The organism is Leptothrix mechoopdaensis (SeqCode) (assembly GCF_053893855.1).
This window is the reverse complement of sequence record NZ_CM132699.1, coordinates 3,339,428-3,359,106: the sequence shown is the minus strand read 5'-3', so window position 1 is coordinate 3,359,106 and position 19,679 is coordinate 3,339,428. Positions and strand designations below refer to the sequence as shown.

The following is a 19,679-nucleotide window of genomic DNA, read 5'->3' as shown; positions in this document are numbered from 1 at the left end:
CCAACCCACCACGCTCGCCATGTCACGCATCGACTTCAAGCAGATCTGCAAGCGTTATGCCCCCGGCCTGCCGCTGACCATCAACAACGCCAACCTCACCATCGAGAAGGGCGAGTTCTGCGTCTTCGTCGGGCCTTCGGGCTGCGGCAAGTCGACGCTGCTGCGCATGGTCGCGGGCCTGGAGGACATCACCTCCGGTGACCTGGCCATCGGCGGGCGTCGTGTCAACGACCTCGAACCGGCGCAGCGTGGCGTGGCGATGGTGTTCCAGAGCTATGCCCTGTACCCGCACATGACGGTGGCCGAGAACATGGCCTTCGGCCTGCGCGTGCTGGGCTCCGACAAGATCGCGATCGAGAAGAAGGTCAAGCGCGCGGCCGAGATCCTGCAGCTGACCCACCTGCTCGACCGCCTGCCCAAGGCCCTGTCGGGCGGCCAGCGCCAGCGCGTGGCGATCGGCCGCGCGATCGTCAAGGAGCCCGAGGTCTTCCTGTTCGACGAGCCGCTGTCCAACCTGGACGCCGCGCTGCGCGTGCAGACCCGTCTGGAGATTGCCAAGCTTCACCACGACATCGGCACCGCCAGCATGATCTACGTGACGCACGACCAGGTCGAGGCCATGACGCTGGCCGACAAGATCGTGCTGCTGCGTGCCGGCAAGGCGGTCGAGGAAGAGGGCAGCGTGGCCCAGTTCGGCACGCCGATGGACCTGTACCACCGGCCGCAGAACCTGTTCGTGGCCGAGTTCATCGGCAGCCCGAAGATGAACGTGCTGCCCGGCAAGCTGGTGCGTGCCGAGGCCGACCACGCGGTCGTCGAGGTGCATGGCGAGCAGATCACCGCCGCCGTCGACGCCCGTGCCGCCAAGCCGGGCGACAAGGTCTCGCTGGGCATCCGCCCCGAGCACCTGCTGGCCGGCGACGAAGGCGTCGGTGCGTCGCTGCATGCGTCGGTGCGCCAGCTCGAACGGCTGGGTGACTCGTCGATGCTCTACCTGGACATCGCCGCCGACGCGCCGATGGCCACGCTGCGTGTCGAAGGCCATTCCGGTGCCAACGCCGGCGACCGCATCACGCTGCGCGTGCGGGCCGAGCATTGCCACGTGTTCGATGCCGGCGGCCAGGCCTTCCGCCGCACGGTCCAATTGCCGGCCTGATCCGGGCCTGATCCGCGCCTGACCCCGGGCCCCGTCCGCGGCCCTCGACCCCGAACCCGCACGGGCCGCCGGCCGGCCCGTGTGTGCGTTCGCGTCCCCGTCGTTCAGCAGGAAATGCCGTCATGAACACACCCTGGTGGAAAACCAGCGTCGTCTACCAGATCTACCCGCGCAGCTTCTGCGACAGCAACGGCGACGGCATCGGCGACCTGCGTGGCATCACCTCGAAGCTGGACCACCTGCAGGCGCTGGGCGTCGACGTGGTCTGGCTGTCGCCGGTCTACCGCTCGCCGCAGGACGACAACGGCTACGACATCAGCGACTACCGCGACATCGCGCCCGAGTTCGGCACGCTGGCCGACTTCGACGAGATGCTGGCGGCCATGCACGCGCGTGGCATCAAGCTGGTGATGGACCTGGTGGTCAACCACAGCTCCGATGAACACGCGTGGTTCCAGCAGGCCCGCAGCAGCCGCGACAACCCGTACCACGACCACTACATCTGGCGCGAGCCGAAGGCCGATGGCTCGCCACCGACCAACTGGGAAGCGGCCTTCTCGGGCTCGGTGTGGGAATGGAACGAGCCGACCGGCGAGTACTACCTGCACATGTTCAGCCGCAAGCAGCCGGACCTGAACTGGGAGAACCCGGCCCTGCGCCAGGAGGTCTATGCGCTGATGCGCTTCTGGCTCGAACGCGGCGTCGACGGCTTCCGCATGGACGTCATCAACATGATCTCCAAGCCGTGGCGCGAGGACGGCAGCCTGCCCGACGCGCCGGTCGTGCGCGACGGCTTCCTGCAGCCCGGCTTCGCGCTGACCTGCAACGGCCCGCGCCTGCTGGAATACCTTCGCGAGATGCGCCACGAGGTGCTCGACCACCACGACACGCTGACGGTGGGCGAGGCGCCGATGGCGACCACCCGGCAGGGCCGCGAGATCTCGGACCCGGTCGATGGCGCGCTCAACATGCTGTTCCAGTTCGAGCACATGGACCTCGACAGCCTGCCCGGCGATCCGCGTGGCAAGTGGGCGCTGAAGCCGCTGGACCTGCGCGACCTCAAGCGCACGATGGCACGCTGGCAGGACGAGCTGCACGGCTGCGGCTGGAACAGCCTCTACCTGAGCAACCACGACCAGCCGCGGCCGGTCTCGCGTTTCGGCGATGACGGCGAGCACCGCGTCCGTTCGGCCCAGATGCTCGGCACCTGGCTGCACCTGCACCAGGGCACGCCCTATGTCTACCAGGGCGAGGAACTGGGCCTGGGCAACGTGCGCTTCCCGACCATCGACGACTACCAGGACATCGAGACGCGCAACATGTACCGCGTCGCGACGACCGAACGGGGCGAGGACCCTGCCGAGGTGATGCGCGCGATCCATGCCAAGGGCCGCGACAACGCCCGCACGCCGATGCCGTGGAACGACGGCCCGAACGCAGGCTTCACGACCGGCACGCCGTGGCTCAAGCTCAACCCGAGCTGGCCGCAGGTCAACGCCGCGCAGGCGGTGGCCGATGCGGGCTCGGTCTATCACTACTACCGCCGGCTGATCGCGCTGCGCAAGGCGCATCCGATCGTCGTCGACGGCCGCCACGACCTGCTGCTGGCCGAGCATCCGGCGCTCTACGCCTACACCCGCACGCTGGGTGCCGAACGCTGGCTGGTGGTGTGCAACTTCAGCGCCGACGAGCAGCTGTTCGAGCTGCCCACCGACATCCCGGCCGCACGCTGGGAGACCGTCATCGCCAACATCGAGACGCCGGCCGGGGCCGACCTGCACGCGCTGCCGATGCGGCCGTGGGAAGCCCGCGTGATCCGGCTGCTCGGCTGAGCCCGGCTTGCTGAACCCGACAACGACCACCCCGATCCCATCGATGAAGGAAGGACCCACCGTGGCCTCGAACACCTCATCCAGCCCCGCCGCCACCGTCGCGGCCTTCGACCATGCCGATGCCCGCGTGCAGCGGGCCCATGCCGCCGTCGCCGGTGCGCACGCCCGCGACCCGCTGTGGCCGGCCTTCGCTGCCCGGCTGCAGCAGCACCTGACCACGCTGGTCGGCGAGCTCGCGCCGCTCTATGGCCACCGGCCCGACTTCGAGGCCTTCCTGACCCGGCTGCTGCAGACCTGCTGGAAGTCGTGGACCTCGCGCCCGGCCGACCTGCGCGCGCTGGACGGCCGCCGCGAGGCCGAGCCCGACTGGTTCCAGTCGCACCGCATGGTCGGCGGCGTCTGTTATGCCGACCTGTACGGCGGCAACCTGCGTGGCATCGAGGCGCAGATTCCCTACTTCAAGTCGCTCGGGCTGACCTACCTGCACCTGATGCCGCCCTTCCTGTGCCCCGAGCCGCACAACGACGGCGGCTATGCGGTCAGCAGCTACCGCGACGTCAAGCCCAGCCTGGGCCACATCGACGACCTGCGCCGGCTGGCGCAGAAGCTGCGCGACGAGGGCATCTCGCTGGTGCTGGACTTCGTCTTCAACCACACCAGCGATGAACACGAGTGGGCCCGTGCCGCGCTGGCCGGCGACCCGCGCCACAAGGACTTCTTCTACATCTTCGAGGGCCGCGAGCAGCCCGATGCCTACGAGCGCACGCTGCGCGAGATCTTCCCCGACGAGCACCCGGGCGCCTTCAGCCCGCTGCCCGACAACCGCTGGGTCTGGACCACCTTCCACAGCTACCAGTGGGACCTGAACTACGGCAACCCGGACGTGTTCGACGCGATGGCCGGCGAGATGCTGCACATCGCCAACCTGGGCGTCGAGTTCCTGCGCATGGACGCCGTGGCCTTCATCTGGAAGCGCCTGGGCACCAGCTGCGAGAACCTGCCCGAGGCGCACAAGCTGCTGCGGGCCTACAACGCGGTCGCCCGCATCGCCGCGCCGGCCATGCTGTTCAAGAGCGAGGCGATCGTCCACCCGGACGACGTCGTCAAGTACATCGATCCGGCCGAGTGCCAGATCTCGTACAACCCGCTGCAGATGGCGCTGCTGTGGAACACGCTGGCCACGCGCGAGGTCAACATGCTGCAGAAGGCGCTGGCCGAACGCCACCACCTGCCGCAGCACACCGCCTGGGTCAACTACGTGCGCAGCCACGATGACATCGGCTGGACCTTCGCCGACGAGGACGCGATCCAGCTGGGCATCCACGGCTTCGACCACCGCACCTTCCTGAACCGCTTCTTCGTCAACCGGTTCCCCGGCAGCTTCGCGCGCGGCGTGCCCTTCCAGGACAACCCGGCCACCGGCGACTGCCGCATCAGTGGCACGGCCGCGTCGCTGTGCGGGCTGGAGCAGGGCGACCCGCACGCGGTCGCGCGCATGCTGCTGCTGTACGGCGTGGCGCTGTCCTCGGGCGGCATCCCGCTGATCTACCTGGGCGACGAGTTCGGCGCGCTCAACGACCACGGCTACCTGCAGGACCCGGGCAAGGCCGGCGACAGCCGCTGGGTCCACCGGCCGGCCCGCGACGTGGCGCGCTGGGAGCAGCGGCTCGACCCGTCGACCGATGCCGGGCGCATCTTTGCGGGGCTGTCGCACATGATCCGCGTGCGCCAGCACCTGCCGTCCTTCGCCGGTGGCCGGCTGACCCCGTTCTGGTCGGGCAACCCGGCCGTGCTGGGTTTCCTGCGCAATGGCGAAGGCCAGGCCGGCGGCGGCAACATCCTCGTGCTGGCCAACTTCAGCGAGAAGGAACAGGTCGTCGCGGCACGTGTGCTCTCGGGCATGCCGGGCGCGGCCGCCGACCTGATCGCGCAGAACGGCCACGACCTGCGCAGCGACCTGACGCTGGCGCCCTACCAGATGGTCTGGCTGGACTGCCGCCGCGCCTGAGGCCGCTGGCGGACCGCGCGATTCCTGTTCGCCGCTTGTTCGCCCGCACCCGCTGACCTGAACCCATACTGCGCGCCCGCACAGACCACTCGCACAGACCACCGCCGGAGACTGCCATGCTCGATGCCGCCACCCTTGCCGCCCTGATGCAGGGCGATCACGGCGATCCGTTCTCGGTGCTCGGCCTGCACCCGCTGGGGGGCGATCCGGCCAGCGCCGGCTGGGTCCTGCGGGTGCTGCTGCCAGGCGCCGCCGGCGTGCGGGCGCTGCGCCGCGACGGCGGTGCCGTGCTGGCCGAACTGCCGCGCATCCCCGGCTCGGACGTGTTCGAGGCGACCCTGCCGCCGAGCGCCGAGCGCGAGGTCTACGTGCTCGACGTCGACTGGGGCACCCATCGCCACGTGATGGAGGACGCCTACCGCTTCTCGACGCTGCTGGGCGACACCGACCTGTGGCTGCTGGCCGAGGGCACGCACCACCGGCCCTACGAGCAGCTGGGCGCGCATCCGGTCGAGATCGGCGGCGTGGCCGGAACGCGCTTCGCGGTCTGGGCGCCGAGCGCCCGGCGCGTCTCGATCGTCGGCGGCTTCAACAACTGGGACGGCCGCCGCCACATGATGCGGCTGCGCCGCGAGTGCGGCGTCTGGGAGATCTTCGTGCCGCACGCCGGCCCGGGCGACCTCTACAAGATCGAGATCAAGGGCGCCGACGGGCAGTTGCACGTCAAGTCCGATCCGGTCGGCTTCCGCGCCGAGATGCGGCCGCAGACCGCCTCGATGATCCACGGCCTGCCGCCGGTCGTGCCGGCCGATCCGGCCCGCCGCGAGGCCAACTCGATGAAGGCGCCGATCTCGGTCTACGAGGTCCACCTCGGCTCCTGGCGCAGCAACGAACGCGGCGAGTGGCTGACCTACCGCGAGATCGCCGACCAGCTCGTGCCCTACGCGCAGGACATGGGCTTCACCCACCTGGAGCTGCTGCCGGTCCACGAGCACCCGTTCGACGGCTCCTGGGGCTACCAGCCGACGGGCCTGTACGCGCCGACCTCGCGTTTCGGCTCGCCGGAGGACTTCCGCTACTTTGTCGCCAAGGCCCATGAGGCCGGCATCGGCGTGATCCTCGACTGGGTGCCGGGCCACTTCCCGACCGACGCCCACGGCCTGGGCCGGTTCGACGGCAGCCACCTGTACGAACACGCCGACCCGCGCGAGGGCTTCCATCAGGACTGGCAGACGCTGATCTACAACTACGGCCGCACGGAGGTGCGCAACTTCCTGGTCGGCAACGCGCTGTACTGGCTGGAGCGCTACGGCGTCGACGGCCTGCGCGTGGATGCGGTCGCTTCGATGCTCTACCGCGACTACAGCCGCAAGGACGGCGAGTGGATCCCGAACCGCTGGGGTGGCCGCGAGAACCTGGAGGCGATCGACTTCATGCGCCGCATGAACCACATCGTCGGCACCCAGCGCGACGGCGCCATGACCGTGGCCGAGGAATCGACCGCCTTCCCCGGCGTCTCGCGCCCGCCGAGTCCGGACCTGCAGGCCGGCGGCCTGGGCTTCCACTTCAAGTGGAACATGGGCTGGATGAACGACACGCTGCGCTACATGCAGCAGGATCCGGTGCACCGCAAGTACCACCACGGCCAGATGACCTTCGGCCTGGTCTACGCCTTCAGCGAGAACTTCATGCTGCCGCTCTCGCACGACGAGGTGGTGCACGGCAAGGGCTCGATCCTCGCGCGCATGCCCGGCGACGAATGGCAGCGCTTCGCCAACCTGCGGGCCTATTACGGCTTCATGTGGGGCCACCCGGGCAAGAAGCTGCTGTTCATGGGCTGCGAGTTCGGCCAGGGCACCGAGTGGAACGCCAACACCGCCCTGCCGTGGCACATGCTGGACTACCCGGCGCACCAGGGCGTGCAGCGCTGGGTGCGCGACCTCAACCGCGTCTACCGCCACCACGGCGCGCTGCACCAGCGCGACGTCACGCCCGACGGCTTCCAGTGGCTCAGCCATGACGACGCCGAGAACTCGGTGCTGTCCTTCGTGCGCTGGGGCGACGACGGCACGCACGTCGTCGTGGTCTGCAACTTCACCCCGGTGGTGCGCGAGAACTACCGCATCGGCGTGCCGCAGGCCGGCGCCTACCGCGAGCTGATCAACAGCGACGCGGCGGTCTACGGCGGCAGCGGCGTGCACAACCCCGTGCGCCCGACCGAGGCGGTCGGCCAGCACGGCTGCGCGCAGTCGCTGTCGCTGACCATCCCGCCGCTGGCGACCGTGATGTTCGTGGTCGACGCGGGCTGAAGCGGACGCACCCGCCGGGCCCGTGGCTTGCATGGGTCCGGGCACGGGCCTGCGATCGTTCACGCGCTTGCAGTTTCGAACCCCACCTGTAACTGGAAGGACGTGGCGTCCCGCAGAATGAGGGTTAACCCTTGAGTCACGGGAGAACACCATGACCCCTCCGACGCAGGCTGCGGCCCGCCAGGCCGACCTTCCCATCGAAGGCACCCCCGCCACCGACCGTCTCTCCGGCTGGGTCGAGCAGGCCCGCCAGATCATCCTGTCGCGCCAGGACGCGGCCACCGGCCTGCTGCCGGCGAGCACCGCGATCACGGTGCATGGCGACTACACCCACGCCTGGGTGCGCGACAACGTCTACAGCATCCTCGCCATCTGGGCGCTGGAACTGGCCCACCGCGAGCGCGATCCCGCCCTGTCGGCCGAGTTGCGCGAGCGGGTCGAGGCGCTGATGCGCGGCCTGCTGGCGGCGATGCTCAAGCAGGCCCACAAGGTCGAGCGCTTCAAGCACACCCAGCACCCGCTGGACGCCCTGCACGCCAAGTACGCGACGACCACCGGCGACCCGGTCGTGGGTGACGCGGAATGGGGCCACCTGCAGATCGACGCGACCGCGATCTTCCTGCTGCAGCTGGCGCAGATGAGCGCCAGCGGCCTGTCGATCGTGCGCGAGCCGCACGAGGTCGCGTTCGTGCAGAACCTCGTCCACTACCTCGCCCGCGCCCACCGCACGCCCGACTACGGCATCTGGGAGCGTGGCCACAAGCAGAACCAGGGCCGGGCCGAGATCAACGCCAGCTCGGTGGGCATGGCCAAGGCCGCGCTCGAAGCCATCGCCGACGCCGACCTGCTGCCCGGCCGGGCGCCGCGCATCCTCGTCCAGGGCGACGACATCGCACATGCCCGCAGCACGCTGGCCGCGCTGCTGCCGCGCGAGTCCGAGAGCAAGGAGACCGACGGCGCGCTGCTGTCGGTGATCGGCTACCCGGCCTTCGCGGTCGACGACCCGGCGCTGATCGAGGCCACGCGCACGCGCATCGTCGCCAAGCTGCAGGGCCGCTACGGCTGCAAGCGCTTCCTGCGCGACGGCCACCAGACCGTCGTCGAGGACCACAGCCGGCTGCACTACGAACAGGGCGAGCTGCAGCGCTTCCGCCGCATCGAGAGCGAGTGGCCGCTGTTCTTCACCTATCTGCTGATCGACGCCCGCCTGCGCGAGGACACGGCCGGCGCGGCCGACTACCGCGAGCGGCTCGAATCGCTGATGGTCGAGCGCGATGGCCAGCGCCTGCTGCCCGAGCTGTACATCGTGCCGGCTGACCGGATCGACGCCGAGCGCGAGCAGCCGCACAGCCAGGACCGCGAGCCCAACGACAACGTGCCGCTGGTGTGGGCCCAGAGCCTCTACCTCGTCGGCGCGCTGCTGCAGGAAGGCTGGGTGCGGCCTGAACAGCTCGACCCGCTGAACCGGCAACGGACGCTGGAGCCGCTCAAGGGCGTTGCCGCGTCGAGTCCGGCCGATGCCACCGTGCAGCTGACCCTGCTGGCGACCGATCCGCTGGTGCAGGCGCGGCTGGCCGTGCACGGCATCCGGGCGCAGACGCTGGCCGAGGTCCGGCCGCTGGCCGAGGTCCGATATGCCGACGAGCTGGAAGCCACGCTGACCCACCTGGGCCGCTGGGACGACCTGGGCCTGAGCGGCCGCCCGGCCCAGCGCCTGGGCGCCCTGGCCACCAGCAAGGTCTACCGCCAGGGCGGGCGCACGACGGTCTTCCTGCCGTCGCTGTTCAACCGCCAGGGCTTCTATCTCGGGCTGGACAACGGCCTGCTGATCGACGAGATGCAGGCCGAGATCGCGTGGCTGGGCCGCCATGCCCGCCACCTGCCGTGGGCGGTCGACGCCCGCGTGGCCGCCGACGACGCCACGCCGATGCTCCCGCACCGCCGCGAGCGTCGCCCGTCACGGCCGCTGATGGCCGTGCTGATCACCCAGCCGATGCTGGACACGCGTGGCGCCGACGCCCTGCTGGCGTGGCTGCGCAGCCTGACGACCGCGACGCTGGCCGAGCTGCTGCCGCAGACGGCGGTGTGCACCATCGACCACTTGCCGCCGCTGCCGCCGCAACCACGTTCGGCGCCCGACACCGGCGCCGTCGCCGCCGCCGTGCTGCACTGGGAAGAGGCCGCCACGCGCGCGCTCAGTCCCGCCCGCGCGGCCACGCTGGAGCGCGAGCACGACCCGTCCTTCCACCAGCGCCTGCTGGCCCGCAGCCGTAACCCCTACGAGCAGATCGAGGTGCTGTCGCTGCTGTCGCAGCGCTGGGGGCTGGATGCGCGTTCGTCGCTCGGCGGCACCGTGCGCGAGCTGGCCGAGGCGATCTACGCCCGCGCCGGCGCCGAACGCCGCTGGGGCGTGCTGCGCCGTGCAGCGGCGGTGCTGGACATCCAGGACGAGACGCTGGAGGACGCCGTCTCGCAGATCGTCGGCCGCGGCAAGCAGGTCTCGCTCGGCCGCGCCTACGACGTCCAGGCCATCATTTCCTCGCCGCTGGGCAATGCCGAGCTGTTCGAGCGGCTGCGCCGCTTCGGCGGTGACGACGCCCGGGCGCGGTTGCTGATCCAGGAACTGGTGCTGCTGCTGGGCACCATGATCAAGGCCGACCCAGGCCTGTTCAAGGGCACGCTGACGCTGCGGCCGTGGTACCTGCTGCTGCTGATCACCGGCCGGCTGGCGCTGGAACATGCGATCAGCCAGGCGGAGGCCTTCGACCACCTGCTCGACTGCAGCCCGCAGGCGCTGATGGCGCGGCTGCGCGAGGTCATCGCCCGCGAGCAGGAGATGGGCCGCGACCTCGTGCGCCTGCAGTCGCTGCGCGTGCACGAGACCGGCGACGGCGAGACCGCGCTGGTGGCGGTCGACTTCTCGGCCTCGCACGACCCGGTGCTGCCCGACGACGTGCCCGGCTGGCTGGCGTGGCGCGAGCTCAGCGGCGTGCTGACGCGTGTGCCCGGCGACTTCCACGAACGCATCTGGGCGCTGCTGCGCCAGGTGCCGGGCCTCGTCATCGGTGACCAGCTCGACGCCCGCAACCGGCTCGACAGCACGCTGGCCCGTGCCGACAGCACGCCGGGCGAACGCGGCTTCGCGCTGCAGGTCGAGGAACTGCTCGAGAAGATCCAGGCACCCGAGTACCGCCAGCTGACGATCGAGGCGCTGCTCGCGCTCAGCGACATCTTCCGCGCCAACGCGGACCTGCGGCTGGGCAGCTGGCTGGTGATGGACGTGCTGATCGGCATCGCCGTCCGCCTGGGCTGGCAGGAACGCCGCGTCGGCCATGTCGCGGCCGACTACAACGAACACCGCGCGCAGGCCTGGACCGAGTTCTATGCCAACCCGCCGCACCGCGTCGCCAACCTCGTGATGGCGGCGGTGAGCTATCTGGTGGAGCAGGCGCGCGCCGAGGCGGCGCAGGCGGTGGCGGAGGCTGCGGCGGCCGAGGCGGAAGTCGTCGCGGAGGCTGCGGTGGACGGGGCCGAGACGGCCGATGGTGGGGCGGTCGAAGCCGCTGAAGTCACCGCCGAGGCGGGTCAGGCGGCTGGGGGGTAGGGCTGGCTGGCGGGTGGTTGGGGTGCTGGTTGGGGGAGCCCAAATCCCCCCTGGCCCCCCTTTTGCAAAGGGGGGAACTCACTGTCCCGCCCGCGCGTTGAATCCAGCTCTTGCAATCGGAACTCACTGTTCCGACCGCGCGTTGAATCCAGCTCTTGCAATCGGAACTCACTGTCCCGACCGCGCGTTGAACCCCCCTTTGAAAAAGGGGGGCAGGGGGGATTTGCAGCCTCACCGACACGCTCCCGCCCACACGCCCCGCAACCACGCCGCGCACGCGAGGTTGTTGTCCCAGATCGAATACCGCCCGCCCCCGCCGTAGTCGGCGAAGGGGATGAACTCGCAGCTGATCTGCCGGGGCGCGCGGTCCGGGTGCTGGCGCATCCAGTCGAGCAGCGCGATCACCGCGTCCTTCCACGGGCGCAGCGCGTCCTCGCGCCATTCGGCGTGGAAGGTGCCCGGCGGTGGCGCGATGAAGGGGTACTGGATGGCCCGTCCCGGCAGGCCGCGCTGGCGGTTCATCGCTGCGTTGTGCGGGATGCCGGGCGCGACGCTGCGGGCATGCGCGTGGGCCACCCAGCCTTCGCGCAGCCACATCGCGTAGAGCGCCAGGTCGCTGTCGGGTGACAGCAGCGCGCGGGCGCCGTCGGGCTGGTCGGACAGGCCGCTCAGCGCCAGTTCGGCGGCATGGCCGATCTTGAAGATCAGGTGCGAATGGTCGAGCGTCAGGCGCATCGGCAGGTGGCGGCGCGCCAGCAGCTCGGCCACGCGTTCGACGCGGTGGAAGTCCTCGCTCCACATGTCGACGTGGACCTCCAGCGTCGGCAGGCATCCGACCGGTTCGCCGTGTTCGAGCGCCTCGGCATAGAAGTCCGCGACCTGCTGGTCGGTGATCGGCCGGCCGCCGGCATGGCGCGCGTACAGCTGCAGGTTGAACAGCGTCGCGCCGAGCCGGCCGCCGGTGGCGAGGCCCCAGCGCATCCGGGCCTCGTCGCGGCCGGCGCAGAAGATGCCGCCGAACACGCCGATGGGGATGCCGTGGCGCTCGACCAGGTCGAACCAGGGCGAGAAGTCCTCGCCCGGATCGATGTTCTTCTCGACGTAGTCGAACGCGCCGCTGTGCCGCACCCAGGCGTAGCGCGTCGCGGGTTGCGGCGTGCGGATGCCGTCGTGCAGCAGCACGCCGTCGATGTTGATGCCGACCCGCAGCGGCGCGATCGGCGCTGCCGGCACAGGCTCATTCGATGAGCCAGTCATGCTCACTTGAAGATGACGGTCTTGTGCCCGTTGAGCAGCACGCGGTGTTCGCTGTGCCACTTGACGGCGCGGGCCAGCACCTGGCTCTCGGTGTCGCGGCCGATGGCGGTCAGGTCGTCGACCGTCAGGCTGTGGTCCACGCGGGCGACGTCCTGCTCGATGATGGGTCCTTCATCCAGATCGGCCGTCACGTAATGCGCCGTCGCGCCGATCAGCTTCACACCGCGGTCCAGCGCCTGGTAGTAGGGCCGCGCGCCCTTGAAGCTGGGCAGGAAGCTGTGGTGGATGTTGATCGCCTTGCCCGCCAGCGCGCGGCACATCGGGTCGCTCAGGACCTGCATGTAGCGCGCGAGCACGACCAGCTCGGCGGCCTCGTTGCGGATGATGTCGAGCTGGCGCGCCTCGGCATCGGCCTTGCTCGCCGCCGTCACCGGGATGTGGTGGAACGGGATGTTGTAGCTGGCGGCCAGCTGGTAGAAGTCGCGGTGGTTCGAGACGATCGCGCGGATGTCGATCGGCAGCAGGCCGCTCTTGAAACGGAACAGCAGGTCGTTGAGGCAATGGCCGTGCTGGCTGACCAGGATGACCGTCGACATCTTCGTGTCGGCGCGTGTCAGCTCGGTGCTCATGCGCCATTGCGCGGCCAGCTCGGCCAGCGCGTTCTCCAGGCCGGCCTGCGGCGTCTGCTCGCAGGCGAACTGCACGCGCATGAAGAACAGGCCGGTCTGCGCGTCGTTGAACTGCGCCGCCTCGGTGATGTTGCCGCCGAGCGAATACAGCAGGCCCGCGACGCCGTGCACGATGCCGGGCTGGTCAGGACAGGAAAGCGTGAGGACGTAGGTCGGGCTCATGGCGGGTACTCGTGTGGAGGGACAAGGCTGCGCCCCACCGGCCGGTCGGACCGGCAGGACGAGGGCTCTGAAGCAGTGGGTAAAGGGGAAGCGCCGGTCGCCGGGGGCTCCGGCTCAGGCGCGTTCGAGCGCGTCGGCGAACTGCGCCAGCACGTCTGGCGCGACGGCCACCTCGTGGCGCTTCTCGGGGTAGGTGCCGCTGGCCACGTCGGCCTGGTACTCGCGGAAGGCGGCGACCCGTTCGGCCTGCAGACGGTCGAGTTCGGCGGCGAAGTTGCGGTACTGCTTCGCGTGGCGCGGCACATGGCCGCGGTTGAAGCCGAGCACGTCGCTGGCGAACAGGTACTGCGCGTCGCAGCCGGCTCCCGCGCCCATCGAGATCAGCAGCAGCTTCGTGCGCTGCGAGATCAGCGTCGCGACCTCGGCCGGCACGACCTCGATCTCGGCGGCGAAGGCGCCGGCCGCTTCGAGCGCCTGGACCTGGCGCCAGACCAGCAGCGCGCTGTCGAGCGTCTTGCCGACCGCCTTGAAGCCGCCGGTCCACGTGCATTGCGACGGGATCAGGCCGCTGTGGCCGCACACGGGGATGCCCTCGTCGCGCAGCCGTCGCACGATGCCCATGCTGGCGGCGCAGTAGACGGCATCACCGCCGGCCCGCATCGCGGCGAAGGCGGCGCGCAGGTAGTCCTCGGCGGTGATGAAGTCGCCGTATTCGAGGCCGGGGATCGCGAAGATCGTCGGCGCCGCCTCGCGGAAGGCCGGGCCGAGCAGCGCGGGCGGCACCGACACCATGTCGACGCCGGCCTGCTGCGCGGCGGCGGCCTCGTCCAGCGTCTCGACCCGCAACATGCTCAGCTGCCGGCGACCCTTTTGGGCCTGCAGGTCGGCGATGGTCGGACGTTGGGGCTTCTTCATGGTGTCTCCGGGGAAGGGTCAGGTCGTCAACAGGCTCTTGAGCTTCACGGCCGGATCGGCCAGTTGCTCGGCGGTGGCGTGCACGCCGCGTTCGACCAGCGTGCGGGCGAGCTTGAGTTCCTTGGCGACCGCCGTGGTCGGGCCGCAGCCGCTGACGCCGACGATGCGGCCGTTGCCGTCGAGGTAGAGGTTCAGCTCGGCATCGATGTCGCCGAGCGGACGCTGCACGGCGGTGACGCCCAGCGCGGGTTCGCCGCTGACCTGCAGCTGCCAGTCGAACTGGTCGGACCAGAACCAGGCGGTGCTGGTGTAGCTGGCGTCGCCGCCGAGCATGTTCAGCGCCGCGACGCGGGCCTGGGTCTCGGCGTTGTGCCAGGTCTCCTGGCGGATCGGCTGGCCCGACAGCGGGCTCGGGAATTCGGCCACGTCGCCGGCCGCGTAGACACCGGCCGCGGAGGTCGCCAGCCGGCGGTCGACGACGATGCCGCGTTCGATGCGCAGCCCGGCAGCGCGCGCCAGCTCGGTCGCCGGCTCGATGCCGATGCCGACGACGACCGCGTCGGCCTGCAGCGGCTCGCCGTCGGTCAGGTGGACGATCAGGCCGGCGCCGGCCGGCTCGAAGGACTTCGGCACCACGCCCAGGCGCACGTCGACGCCGTGGCGGCGGTGCAGCGCCAGCACACGTTCGGCGACGCTGGCCGGCACGGCCCGGCCCATCAGGCGCGGGGCGCCTTCGAGCAGCGTCACGGTGCAACCGAGCTTGCGGGCCGAGGCGGCGACCTCCAGCCCGATGAAGCCGCCGCCCACCAGCACGACATGCGCGCCGGCCTTCAGGCGCGGCGCCAGCGCGAGCGCGTCGTCCTGGGTCCGCAGCGCCTGCACGGCGGGGTGGTCGGCACCGGGGATGGCCAGCACGCGGGCATGGCCGCCGGTGGCCAGCAGCAGGGCCTGGTAGGCGAGGCTGCGGCCGTCGGTCAGCATGACCTGGCGGGCCATCGGGTGGATCGAGGCGACCGTGCCGGTCCAGTGCGTGATGCGGGCGCTGTCACAGGCCTCGGGCGTCAGGATCGCCGTCTGCGCCAGCGTCTGTTCGCCGGTCAGGATGCCCTTGGACAGCGGCGGGCGCTCGTAGGGCAGGGCGGTCTCGGCACCGATCAGCACGATCTCGCCGGTCCAGCCGGCGTCGCGCAGGTGCTGGGCCGCGCGGCCGCCGACATGGCCGGCGCCGACGATCACCATCGCGGGTTCAAGGTTGTGGGGCATGGCGCGCTCGCAGAGGGGTTCGGGGGGCCGGGGCAGGAGCCAGGGGAGCCTGGGGAGCCAGAAAAGAGGCCCGGAATGGAACGATTCTAGGAATCGACCCCCGCGTCTGCAAATGGATTTCTATTTTTTGAGCTAGGGGAAAACGTGGTTCCACCGTGGCGGAGGAACGAAAACCGGCTTCGTACAATCGACCGTCAACGCCACCCAACGGGCCTGCACCGCCGCGCCTCCCATGTCCGACATCGCCCCCCAGAAGCTCAGCGTCGAGCAGCTGCTCAAGCGCATCTCGCAGGAGTACGAGAGCCTCAGCAAGCAGCTCAAGCTGATTGCCCGCCATGTCGAACAGCACCGCGACCACCTCGGGCTCGAAGGCATCCAGGAAGTGGCGGCGCAATGCGGCGTGCAGCCTTCGGCGGTCGTGCGTTTCGCCAAGCATTTCGGCTTCAGCGGCTACACCGAGCTGCAGCGCATCTTCCGCGACGGCCTGAGCCAGCAGATCGCGCCGAGCCGCAACTACAAGGCCCGCATCCGCGAGGTGATCGACTCGGGCGCGGGCAGCCTGTCGTCGGTCGAGATCGCGCACGAGTTCCTCGGCGGCAGCATCGCCGGCATGCAGGAGCTGCAGAACGACCTCAGCGGCCCGGCCTTCAAGCAGGCCGTTGACCTGCTGGCCGAGACCGACGTGATCTGGATCTGCGGCTCGCGGCGCAGCTTCTCGGTCGCCGTCTACCTCGACTACGCGCTGCAGCACACCGACAAGCGGATCATGCTGGTCAGCGCGATGGGCAGCATGCACGAGGGCCAGACGCGCTCGGTGCGCGCGGGCGACGTGATCATCGCGATCTCGTTCTCGCCCTATGCCGAGGAGACCGTGACGGTGGCCCAGCAGGCGGTGCAGCGCGGCGCGCGGCTGATCGCGATCACCGACAGCCGCATGAGCCCGCTGGCGCGCGACGCGCAGGTCGCGCTGGTGGTGCAGGACAACTCGACCTTCGGCTTCCGCTCGCTGACCAGCACGATGGGCCTGGCGCAGAGCCTGTTCATCGCGCTGGCCTACCGGCTCGAACTGCCGTACCGGCCGACCACGACGGCCGCTGCACGCGAGACGCGCGACACGACCAGCTGATCGGGCCGCCGGCCGTGCGACGGCCCGCGCCTCAGCGCACGATCTTCTCGAGCGGCGCATTGAGCGGTCCATCCAGGTAGGGCGGCAGGTCGCGCAGGTTCTCGGCGCAGAACAGCCGGAAGTCGTTGGGCTCGTCGCGCGGGGCCTCGTCGACGTAGCCGCTGGCGTGCAGCAGGTGGTGCAGCCCGGCGACGATCTGGCCGTCCGGATCCTGGTCGATGACGAGGTCCAGCAGGCCCTCGCGCAGCCAGCGGCGGTGGTCGTCGCTCAGCTCGTGGCCGATCCAGGTGATGCGCCGGGGCAGCAGCTCGCGGGCCTGTTGCAACGCCCTGGCGACCCCGGCCGTGCCGGCACCGCTGTGGTAGACGGCCGCCAGCGGCACACCGTCGCGCCGGCTGTCCTGCAGCGCCTGCTGCACGGCGATCCGGACCCGGTCGGCATCGTCCAGGCATTCGACCGGCGGGCCGGCCTGCAGGTGCGGCGCGTGTTCGGCCAGCGCCTGCTGGCAACCGGCGATGCGCTCGGCGTGGGCGCGGTAGCTCAGCCGATGGGTCAGCAGCAGCACGCGGCCCGGGCCGGGGCCGGGCTCGGGCGGCGTCATGCGGCCGATGAAATGCCCGGCGGTGCGGCCGGCACGCAGGTTGTCGATGCCGGCGTAACGCAGGCCCTCGATCTCGCCAGGGCCGCCGATCGCGCTCATCAGCGTCACCACCGGGATGCCGCGCTCGCGCTGGCCGTGCAGCGCCTCGCGCACCAGCGGGCTGTCGTGCAGGGCGACCATCAGGCCGTCACGCCGGTGGCGCGGCTGGCCGATGGCCTGCTGCAGCGCGGCCTCGTCGGCCGCGTCGACGCGGTGGCGGTGGATCACGATGCGGGCGTCCAGCATCTGCGCGCTGCGCTGCAGGGCCAGTTCCAGGCGGCTGAAGTAGGGCGTCGGGCTGGCCGCCAGGATCACGTCGTAGCGGGTCAGGCCGTGGCGCGGGTCGGGCAGCACGCGTGGCACGCCGAGCTGCTTGGCGGCGGCGACGACCCGGGCGCGGGTCTCGGCCGAGACGCTGCCGCGTTCGTTGAGCACGCGGTTGACGGTCGACACGCTGACGCCGGCCGCGCTGGCGATCTCGACGAAGCGGGCCGACCGCTTGCGCCGGACCTGCGCGGCTGGGGCTGGCATCGACACGTTCAGGCCCTGGCCCGATCAGGCCGGTTGCGCGTCGGCGACGGCCGCATCCAGCCAGGCCATGCTGGCGGCCAGCTCGGCCTCGATCGAGGCCGACGCGGCGACCGATTCGGCGAAGGGCTCGAACGACACATAGCCGGCATAACCCGCATCGAGCAGGCGGCGGATCTGCGCCGGGTTGCCCAGTCGGTCTGCCGAGCCGACCAGCACGCGGTGGCCGTCGCGCATGTCGGGCACGGTCACGGCCGAGTCCTCGACGCCGGAGATGTGGATCAGCCCGGTCCACTGCGGGAAGAACAGGCCTTCGCCGGCCAGGTGGTGGTGGAAGGTGTCGTGGACCAGCCGGAAGGTCGCGTCGGCGCCGATCTCCTCGAACGCGCGCACGGCCTGCGACTTGCGGCGCACGGCGCATTCCTCGAAGCCCAGCGGCTCGACCAGGCCGACGATGCCGTGGTCGGCCAGGATCGGCCGCAGCGCCTTCAGCGCATGGACCAGCGCGGCGTGGCGCGCGTCGGCCGAACGGGCATCGGCGCGGCTGTTGGTCGGGCAGAGCACCAGCGCCTGGGCGCCGCAGTCGCGGGCATAACGGGCCAGCTCGACGGCTTCGGCCTCGCGTTCGGGCGTGAACTGCTCGAAGCGCTGCAGCGCGTTGATCGAGCGGATCACCAGGCCGTGGTCGCGCGCGATGGCGCCGATGGTCGCGGCCGGCGTGCCGTCGGTGATCTCGACGCCGCCCAGGTCGTTGCGGATCTCGATCGCCTGCACGCCCAGCCGGCGGGTCATGGCGGCGTAGGCCTCGAAGCCCATGCGCGGGGCGGACATGCGGTTCAGGCAGAAACGAAGGGCGGACATGGGGTCTCCTGGGGCGGCATCCGGATCGGTGCGATGGGCATCGACTCTAGGTCGGCGGCGCGGATGCGTCCGGATGGACCTTGACCTTTTATGGTCAATCGGACGGGTCTCCGGACCGGGTCGCCGGGCCGCTCCTCGGTGTTTCCCCTAGGAGTGGCCTCGGCGCAGATCGGTCACACGCCGGGTACGCATTATTCAATGACCGTCAGTTTCAGAAAAAAAATTCCAAAAAAGAAGGCGGTCTGGCTATAGTCCGCACCGCCTATCGAACACCCGTCCCGTCGAGGAGTCACCCATGAAGAACGTCGCCGTCTTTGGCGCTGGCCGCATCGGCCGCATCCACGCCACCAACCTGGCCGCGCTGCCGGGCGTCCGGCTCAAGTCCATCTGCGACCCGATGGGCGACAGCGCCGCGCAGCTGTCGCAGCAGCTCGGCGCCGAGGTCTCGACGATCGAGGCCGTTCTGGCCGACAAGAGCATCGACGCCGTCGCGATCACCTCGCCGACGACGACCCACTCGGACCTGATCACGCGTGCGGCGGCGGCCGGCAAGCACATCTTCTGCGAGAAGCCGGTCGACCTGTCGGTGCCGCGTGCCATCGCCTGCGGCGAGGCCGTCAAGGCAGCCGGCGTGGCCTGCATGATCGGTTTCCAGCGCCGCTTCGACCCGACCTTCAACGAGGCCCGCACCCGCATGGACAAGGGCGAGATCGGCAACCCCGAGATGCTGATCATCACCAGCCGCGACCCGGGCGCGCCGCCGGCCGAGTACATCAAGGCCTCGGGCGGCATCTTCCGCGACATGCTGATCCACGACCTGGACGTGTTCCGCTGGATCCTCTGCGCCGACGGCGACGAGGCCGACTGGCTGAGCGCCTCCGGCTCGGTGCTGACCGACCCGGCCATCGCCGGCCTGGGCGACTACGACAGCACCGCCGTCACGATCCGCACGAAGAAGGGCCGTCTCTGCCAGATCAACACCAGCCGCCGCGCCGCCTACGGCTACGACCAGCGCTTCGAGGTGCTGGGCTCGACGGGCATGCTCCAGTGCGGCAACCAGACGCCCAGCCAGGTCGTGCAATGGGACGCCAGCGGCGTGCGCGCCGACAAGCCCGAGGCCTTCTTCCTGCAGCGCTACGCGGCCGCCTACAAGGCCGAGATCGCCCACTTCTTCGACTGCCTGCAGACCGGCGCGGCCTTCCGCACGACGGTGGCCGACGGCGTCAAGGCGCAGATCCTGGCCGATGCGGCGACCGAAAGCGCCAACAGCGGCCAGCCGGTCAGGCTCTGAGCCGTCTTCCCCATCCACGCCCGCGCCAGGACTGTTCC

General features: G+C 70.4%; 13 protein-coding genes. 7 read left to right on the top strand and 6 right to left on the bottom strand.

From position 1 onward, the window contains the following. Positions 1-19: 19 nt before the first annotated feature. From ACWA7K_RS14505 to ACWA7K_RS14485, 5 genes are all read left to right on the top strand, one after another. On the top strand, positions 20-1,156 hold the full coding sequence (locus ACWA7K_RS14505; protein WP_456162095.1) for an ABC transporter ATP-binding protein: 1,137 nt from the start codon (positions 20-22) through the stop codon (positions 1,154-1,156). Positions 1,157-1,278: 122 nt separating this feature from the next. Continuing rightward, on the top strand, positions 1,279-2,988 hold the full coding sequence (locus ACWA7K_RS14500; RefSeq protein ID WP_456162094.1) for a glycoside hydrolase family 13 protein: 1,710 nt from the start codon (positions 1,279-1,281) through the stop codon (positions 2,986-2,988). Between the two features lie 43 nt (positions 2,989-3,031). Next, positions 3,032-4,996 carry an amylosucrase gene (locus ACWA7K_RS14495; RefSeq protein WP_456210169.1) on the top strand — a complete coding sequence of 655 codons (1,965 nt, stop codon included), beginning with the start codon at positions 3,032-3,034 and terminating at the stop codon, positions 4,994-4,996. Positions 4,997-5,112: 116 nt separating this feature from the next. After that, positions 5,113-7,305, top strand: coding sequence for a 1,4-alpha-glucan branching protein GlgB (glgB, locus tag ACWA7K_RS14490; protein ID WP_456162092.1), 2,193 nt, complete (start codon positions 5,113-5,115; stop codon positions 7,303-7,305). Positions 7,306-7,456: 151 nt separating this feature from the next. Then, positions 7,457-10,909: a glycoside hydrolase family 15 protein gene (locus ACWA7K_RS14485; RefSeq protein WP_456162091.1), complete on the top strand. Its 3,453-nt coding sequence runs from the start codon at positions 7,457-7,459 to the stop codon at positions 10,907-10,909. A gap of 231 nt (positions 10,910-11,140) precedes the next feature. On the opposite strand, the gene ACWA7K_RS14480 is transcribed toward ACWA7K_RS14485, so the two are convergent. The 4 genes from ACWA7K_RS14480 to ACWA7K_RS14465 form a co-directional block, all read right to left on the bottom strand. Beyond that, positions 11,141-12,166, bottom strand: a complete 1,026-nt coding sequence (locus ACWA7K_RS14480) for a xylose isomerase (RefSeq protein WP_456162090.1) — start codon at positions 12,164-12,166, stop codon at positions 11,141-11,143. Between the two features lie 2 nt (positions 12,167-12,168). After that, positions 12,169-13,017 (bottom strand): formyltetrahydrofolate deformylase, encoded by an 849-nt coding sequence (gene purU, locus ACWA7K_RS14475; protein WP_456162089.1) that lies wholly within the window; start codon positions 13,015-13,017, stop codon positions 12,169-12,171. A 114-nt stretch (positions 13,018-13,131) separates the two neighbouring features. Beyond that, positions 13,132-13,932 (bottom strand): 3-methyl-2-oxobutanoate hydroxymethyltransferase, encoded by an 801-nt coding sequence (locus tag ACWA7K_RS14470; protein ID WP_456162088.1) that lies wholly within the window; start codon positions 13,930-13,932, stop codon positions 13,132-13,134. Positions 13,933-13,950: 18 nt separating this feature from the next. Further along, on the bottom strand, positions 13,951-15,195 hold the full coding sequence (locus tag ACWA7K_RS14465) for an NAD(P)/FAD-dependent oxidoreductase (protein ID WP_456162087.1): 1,245 nt from the start codon (positions 15,193-15,195) through the stop codon (positions 13,951-13,953). Positions 15,196-15,427: 232 nt separating this feature from the next. Here ACWA7K_RS14465 and ACWA7K_RS14460 point away from each other — a divergent pair, with 232 nt between their 5' ends. Continuing rightward, on the top strand, positions 15,428-16,321 hold the full coding sequence (locus ACWA7K_RS14460; RefSeq protein WP_456162086.1) for a MurR/RpiR family transcriptional regulator: 894 nt from the start codon (positions 15,428-15,430) through the stop codon (positions 16,319-16,321). 31 nt (positions 16,322-16,352) lie between these two features. On the opposite strand, the gene ACWA7K_RS14455 is transcribed toward ACWA7K_RS14460, so the two are convergent. Next, entirely contained in the window at positions 16,353-17,492 is a 1,140-nt protein-coding gene (locus tag ACWA7K_RS14455; RefSeq protein WP_456162085.1) for a LacI family DNA-binding transcriptional regulator, read from the bottom strand. A 24-nt stretch (positions 17,493-17,516) separates the two neighbouring features. After that, positions 17,517-18,350, bottom strand: coding sequence for a TIM barrel protein (locus ACWA7K_RS14450; RefSeq protein ID WP_456162084.1), 834 nt, complete (start codon positions 18,348-18,350; stop codon positions 17,517-17,519). Positions 18,351-18,645: 295 nt separating this feature from the next. Here ACWA7K_RS14450 and iolG point away from each other — a divergent pair, with 295 nt between their 5' ends. Beyond that, entirely contained in the window at positions 18,646-19,641 is a 996-nt protein-coding gene (iolG, locus tag ACWA7K_RS14445; RefSeq protein WP_456162083.1) for an inositol 2-dehydrogenase, read from the top strand. Positions 19,642-19,679: the final 38 nt, after the last annotated feature.

What these genes read in the sequence shown, in the direction of transcription:
- ACWA7K_RS14505 (WP_456162095.1), top strand. Translation starts at nt 20, where the DNA reads ATGTCACGCATCGACTTCAAGCAGATCTGCAAGCGTTATGCCCCCGGC.
- ACWA7K_RS14500 (WP_456162094.1), top strand. Translation starts at nt 1,279, where the DNA reads ATGAACACACCCTGGTGGAAAACCAGCGTCGTCTACCAGATCTACCCG.
- ACWA7K_RS14495 (WP_456210169.1), top strand. Translation starts at nt 3,032, where the DNA reads ATGAAGGAAGGACCCACCGTGGCCTCGAACACCTCATCCAGCCCCGCC.
- glgB (WP_456162092.1), top strand. Translation starts at nt 5,113, where the DNA reads ATGCTCGATGCCGCCACCCTTGCCGCCCTGATGCAGGGCGATCACGGC.
- ACWA7K_RS14485 (WP_456162091.1), top strand. Translation starts at nt 7,457, where the DNA reads ATGACCCCTCCGACGCAGGCTGCGGCCCGCCAGGCCGACCTTCCCATC.
- ACWA7K_RS14480 (WP_456162090.1), bottom strand. Translation starts at nt 12,166, where the DNA reads ATGACTGGCTCATCGAATGAGCCTGTGCCGGCAGCGCCGATCGCGCCG.
- purU (WP_456162089.1), bottom strand. Translation starts at nt 13,017, where the DNA reads ATGAGCCCGACCTACGTCCTCACGCTTTCCTGTCCTGACCAGCCCGGC.
- ACWA7K_RS14470 (WP_456162088.1), bottom strand. Translation starts at nt 13,932, where the DNA reads ATGAAGAAGCCCCAACGTCCGACCATCGCCGACCTGCAGGCCCAAAAG.
- ACWA7K_RS14465 (WP_456162087.1), bottom strand. Translation starts at nt 15,195, where the DNA reads ATGCCCCACAACCTTGAACCCGCGATGGTGATCGTCGGCGCCGGCCAT.
- ACWA7K_RS14460 (WP_456162086.1), top strand. Translation starts at nt 15,428, where the DNA reads ATGTCCGACATCGCCCCCCAGAAGCTCAGCGTCGAGCAGCTGCTCAAG.
- ACWA7K_RS14455 (WP_456162085.1), bottom strand. Translation starts at nt 17,492, where the DNA reads ATGCCAGCCCCAGCCGCGCAGGTCCGGCGCAAGCGGTCGGCCCGCTTC.
- ACWA7K_RS14450 (WP_456162084.1), bottom strand. Translation starts at nt 18,350, where the DNA reads ATGTCCGCCCTTCGTTTCTGCCTGAACCGCATGTCCGCCCCGCGCATG.
- iolG (WP_456162083.1), top strand. Translation starts at nt 18,646, where the DNA reads ATGAAGAACGTCGCCGTCTTTGGCGCTGGCCGCATCGGCCGCATCCAC.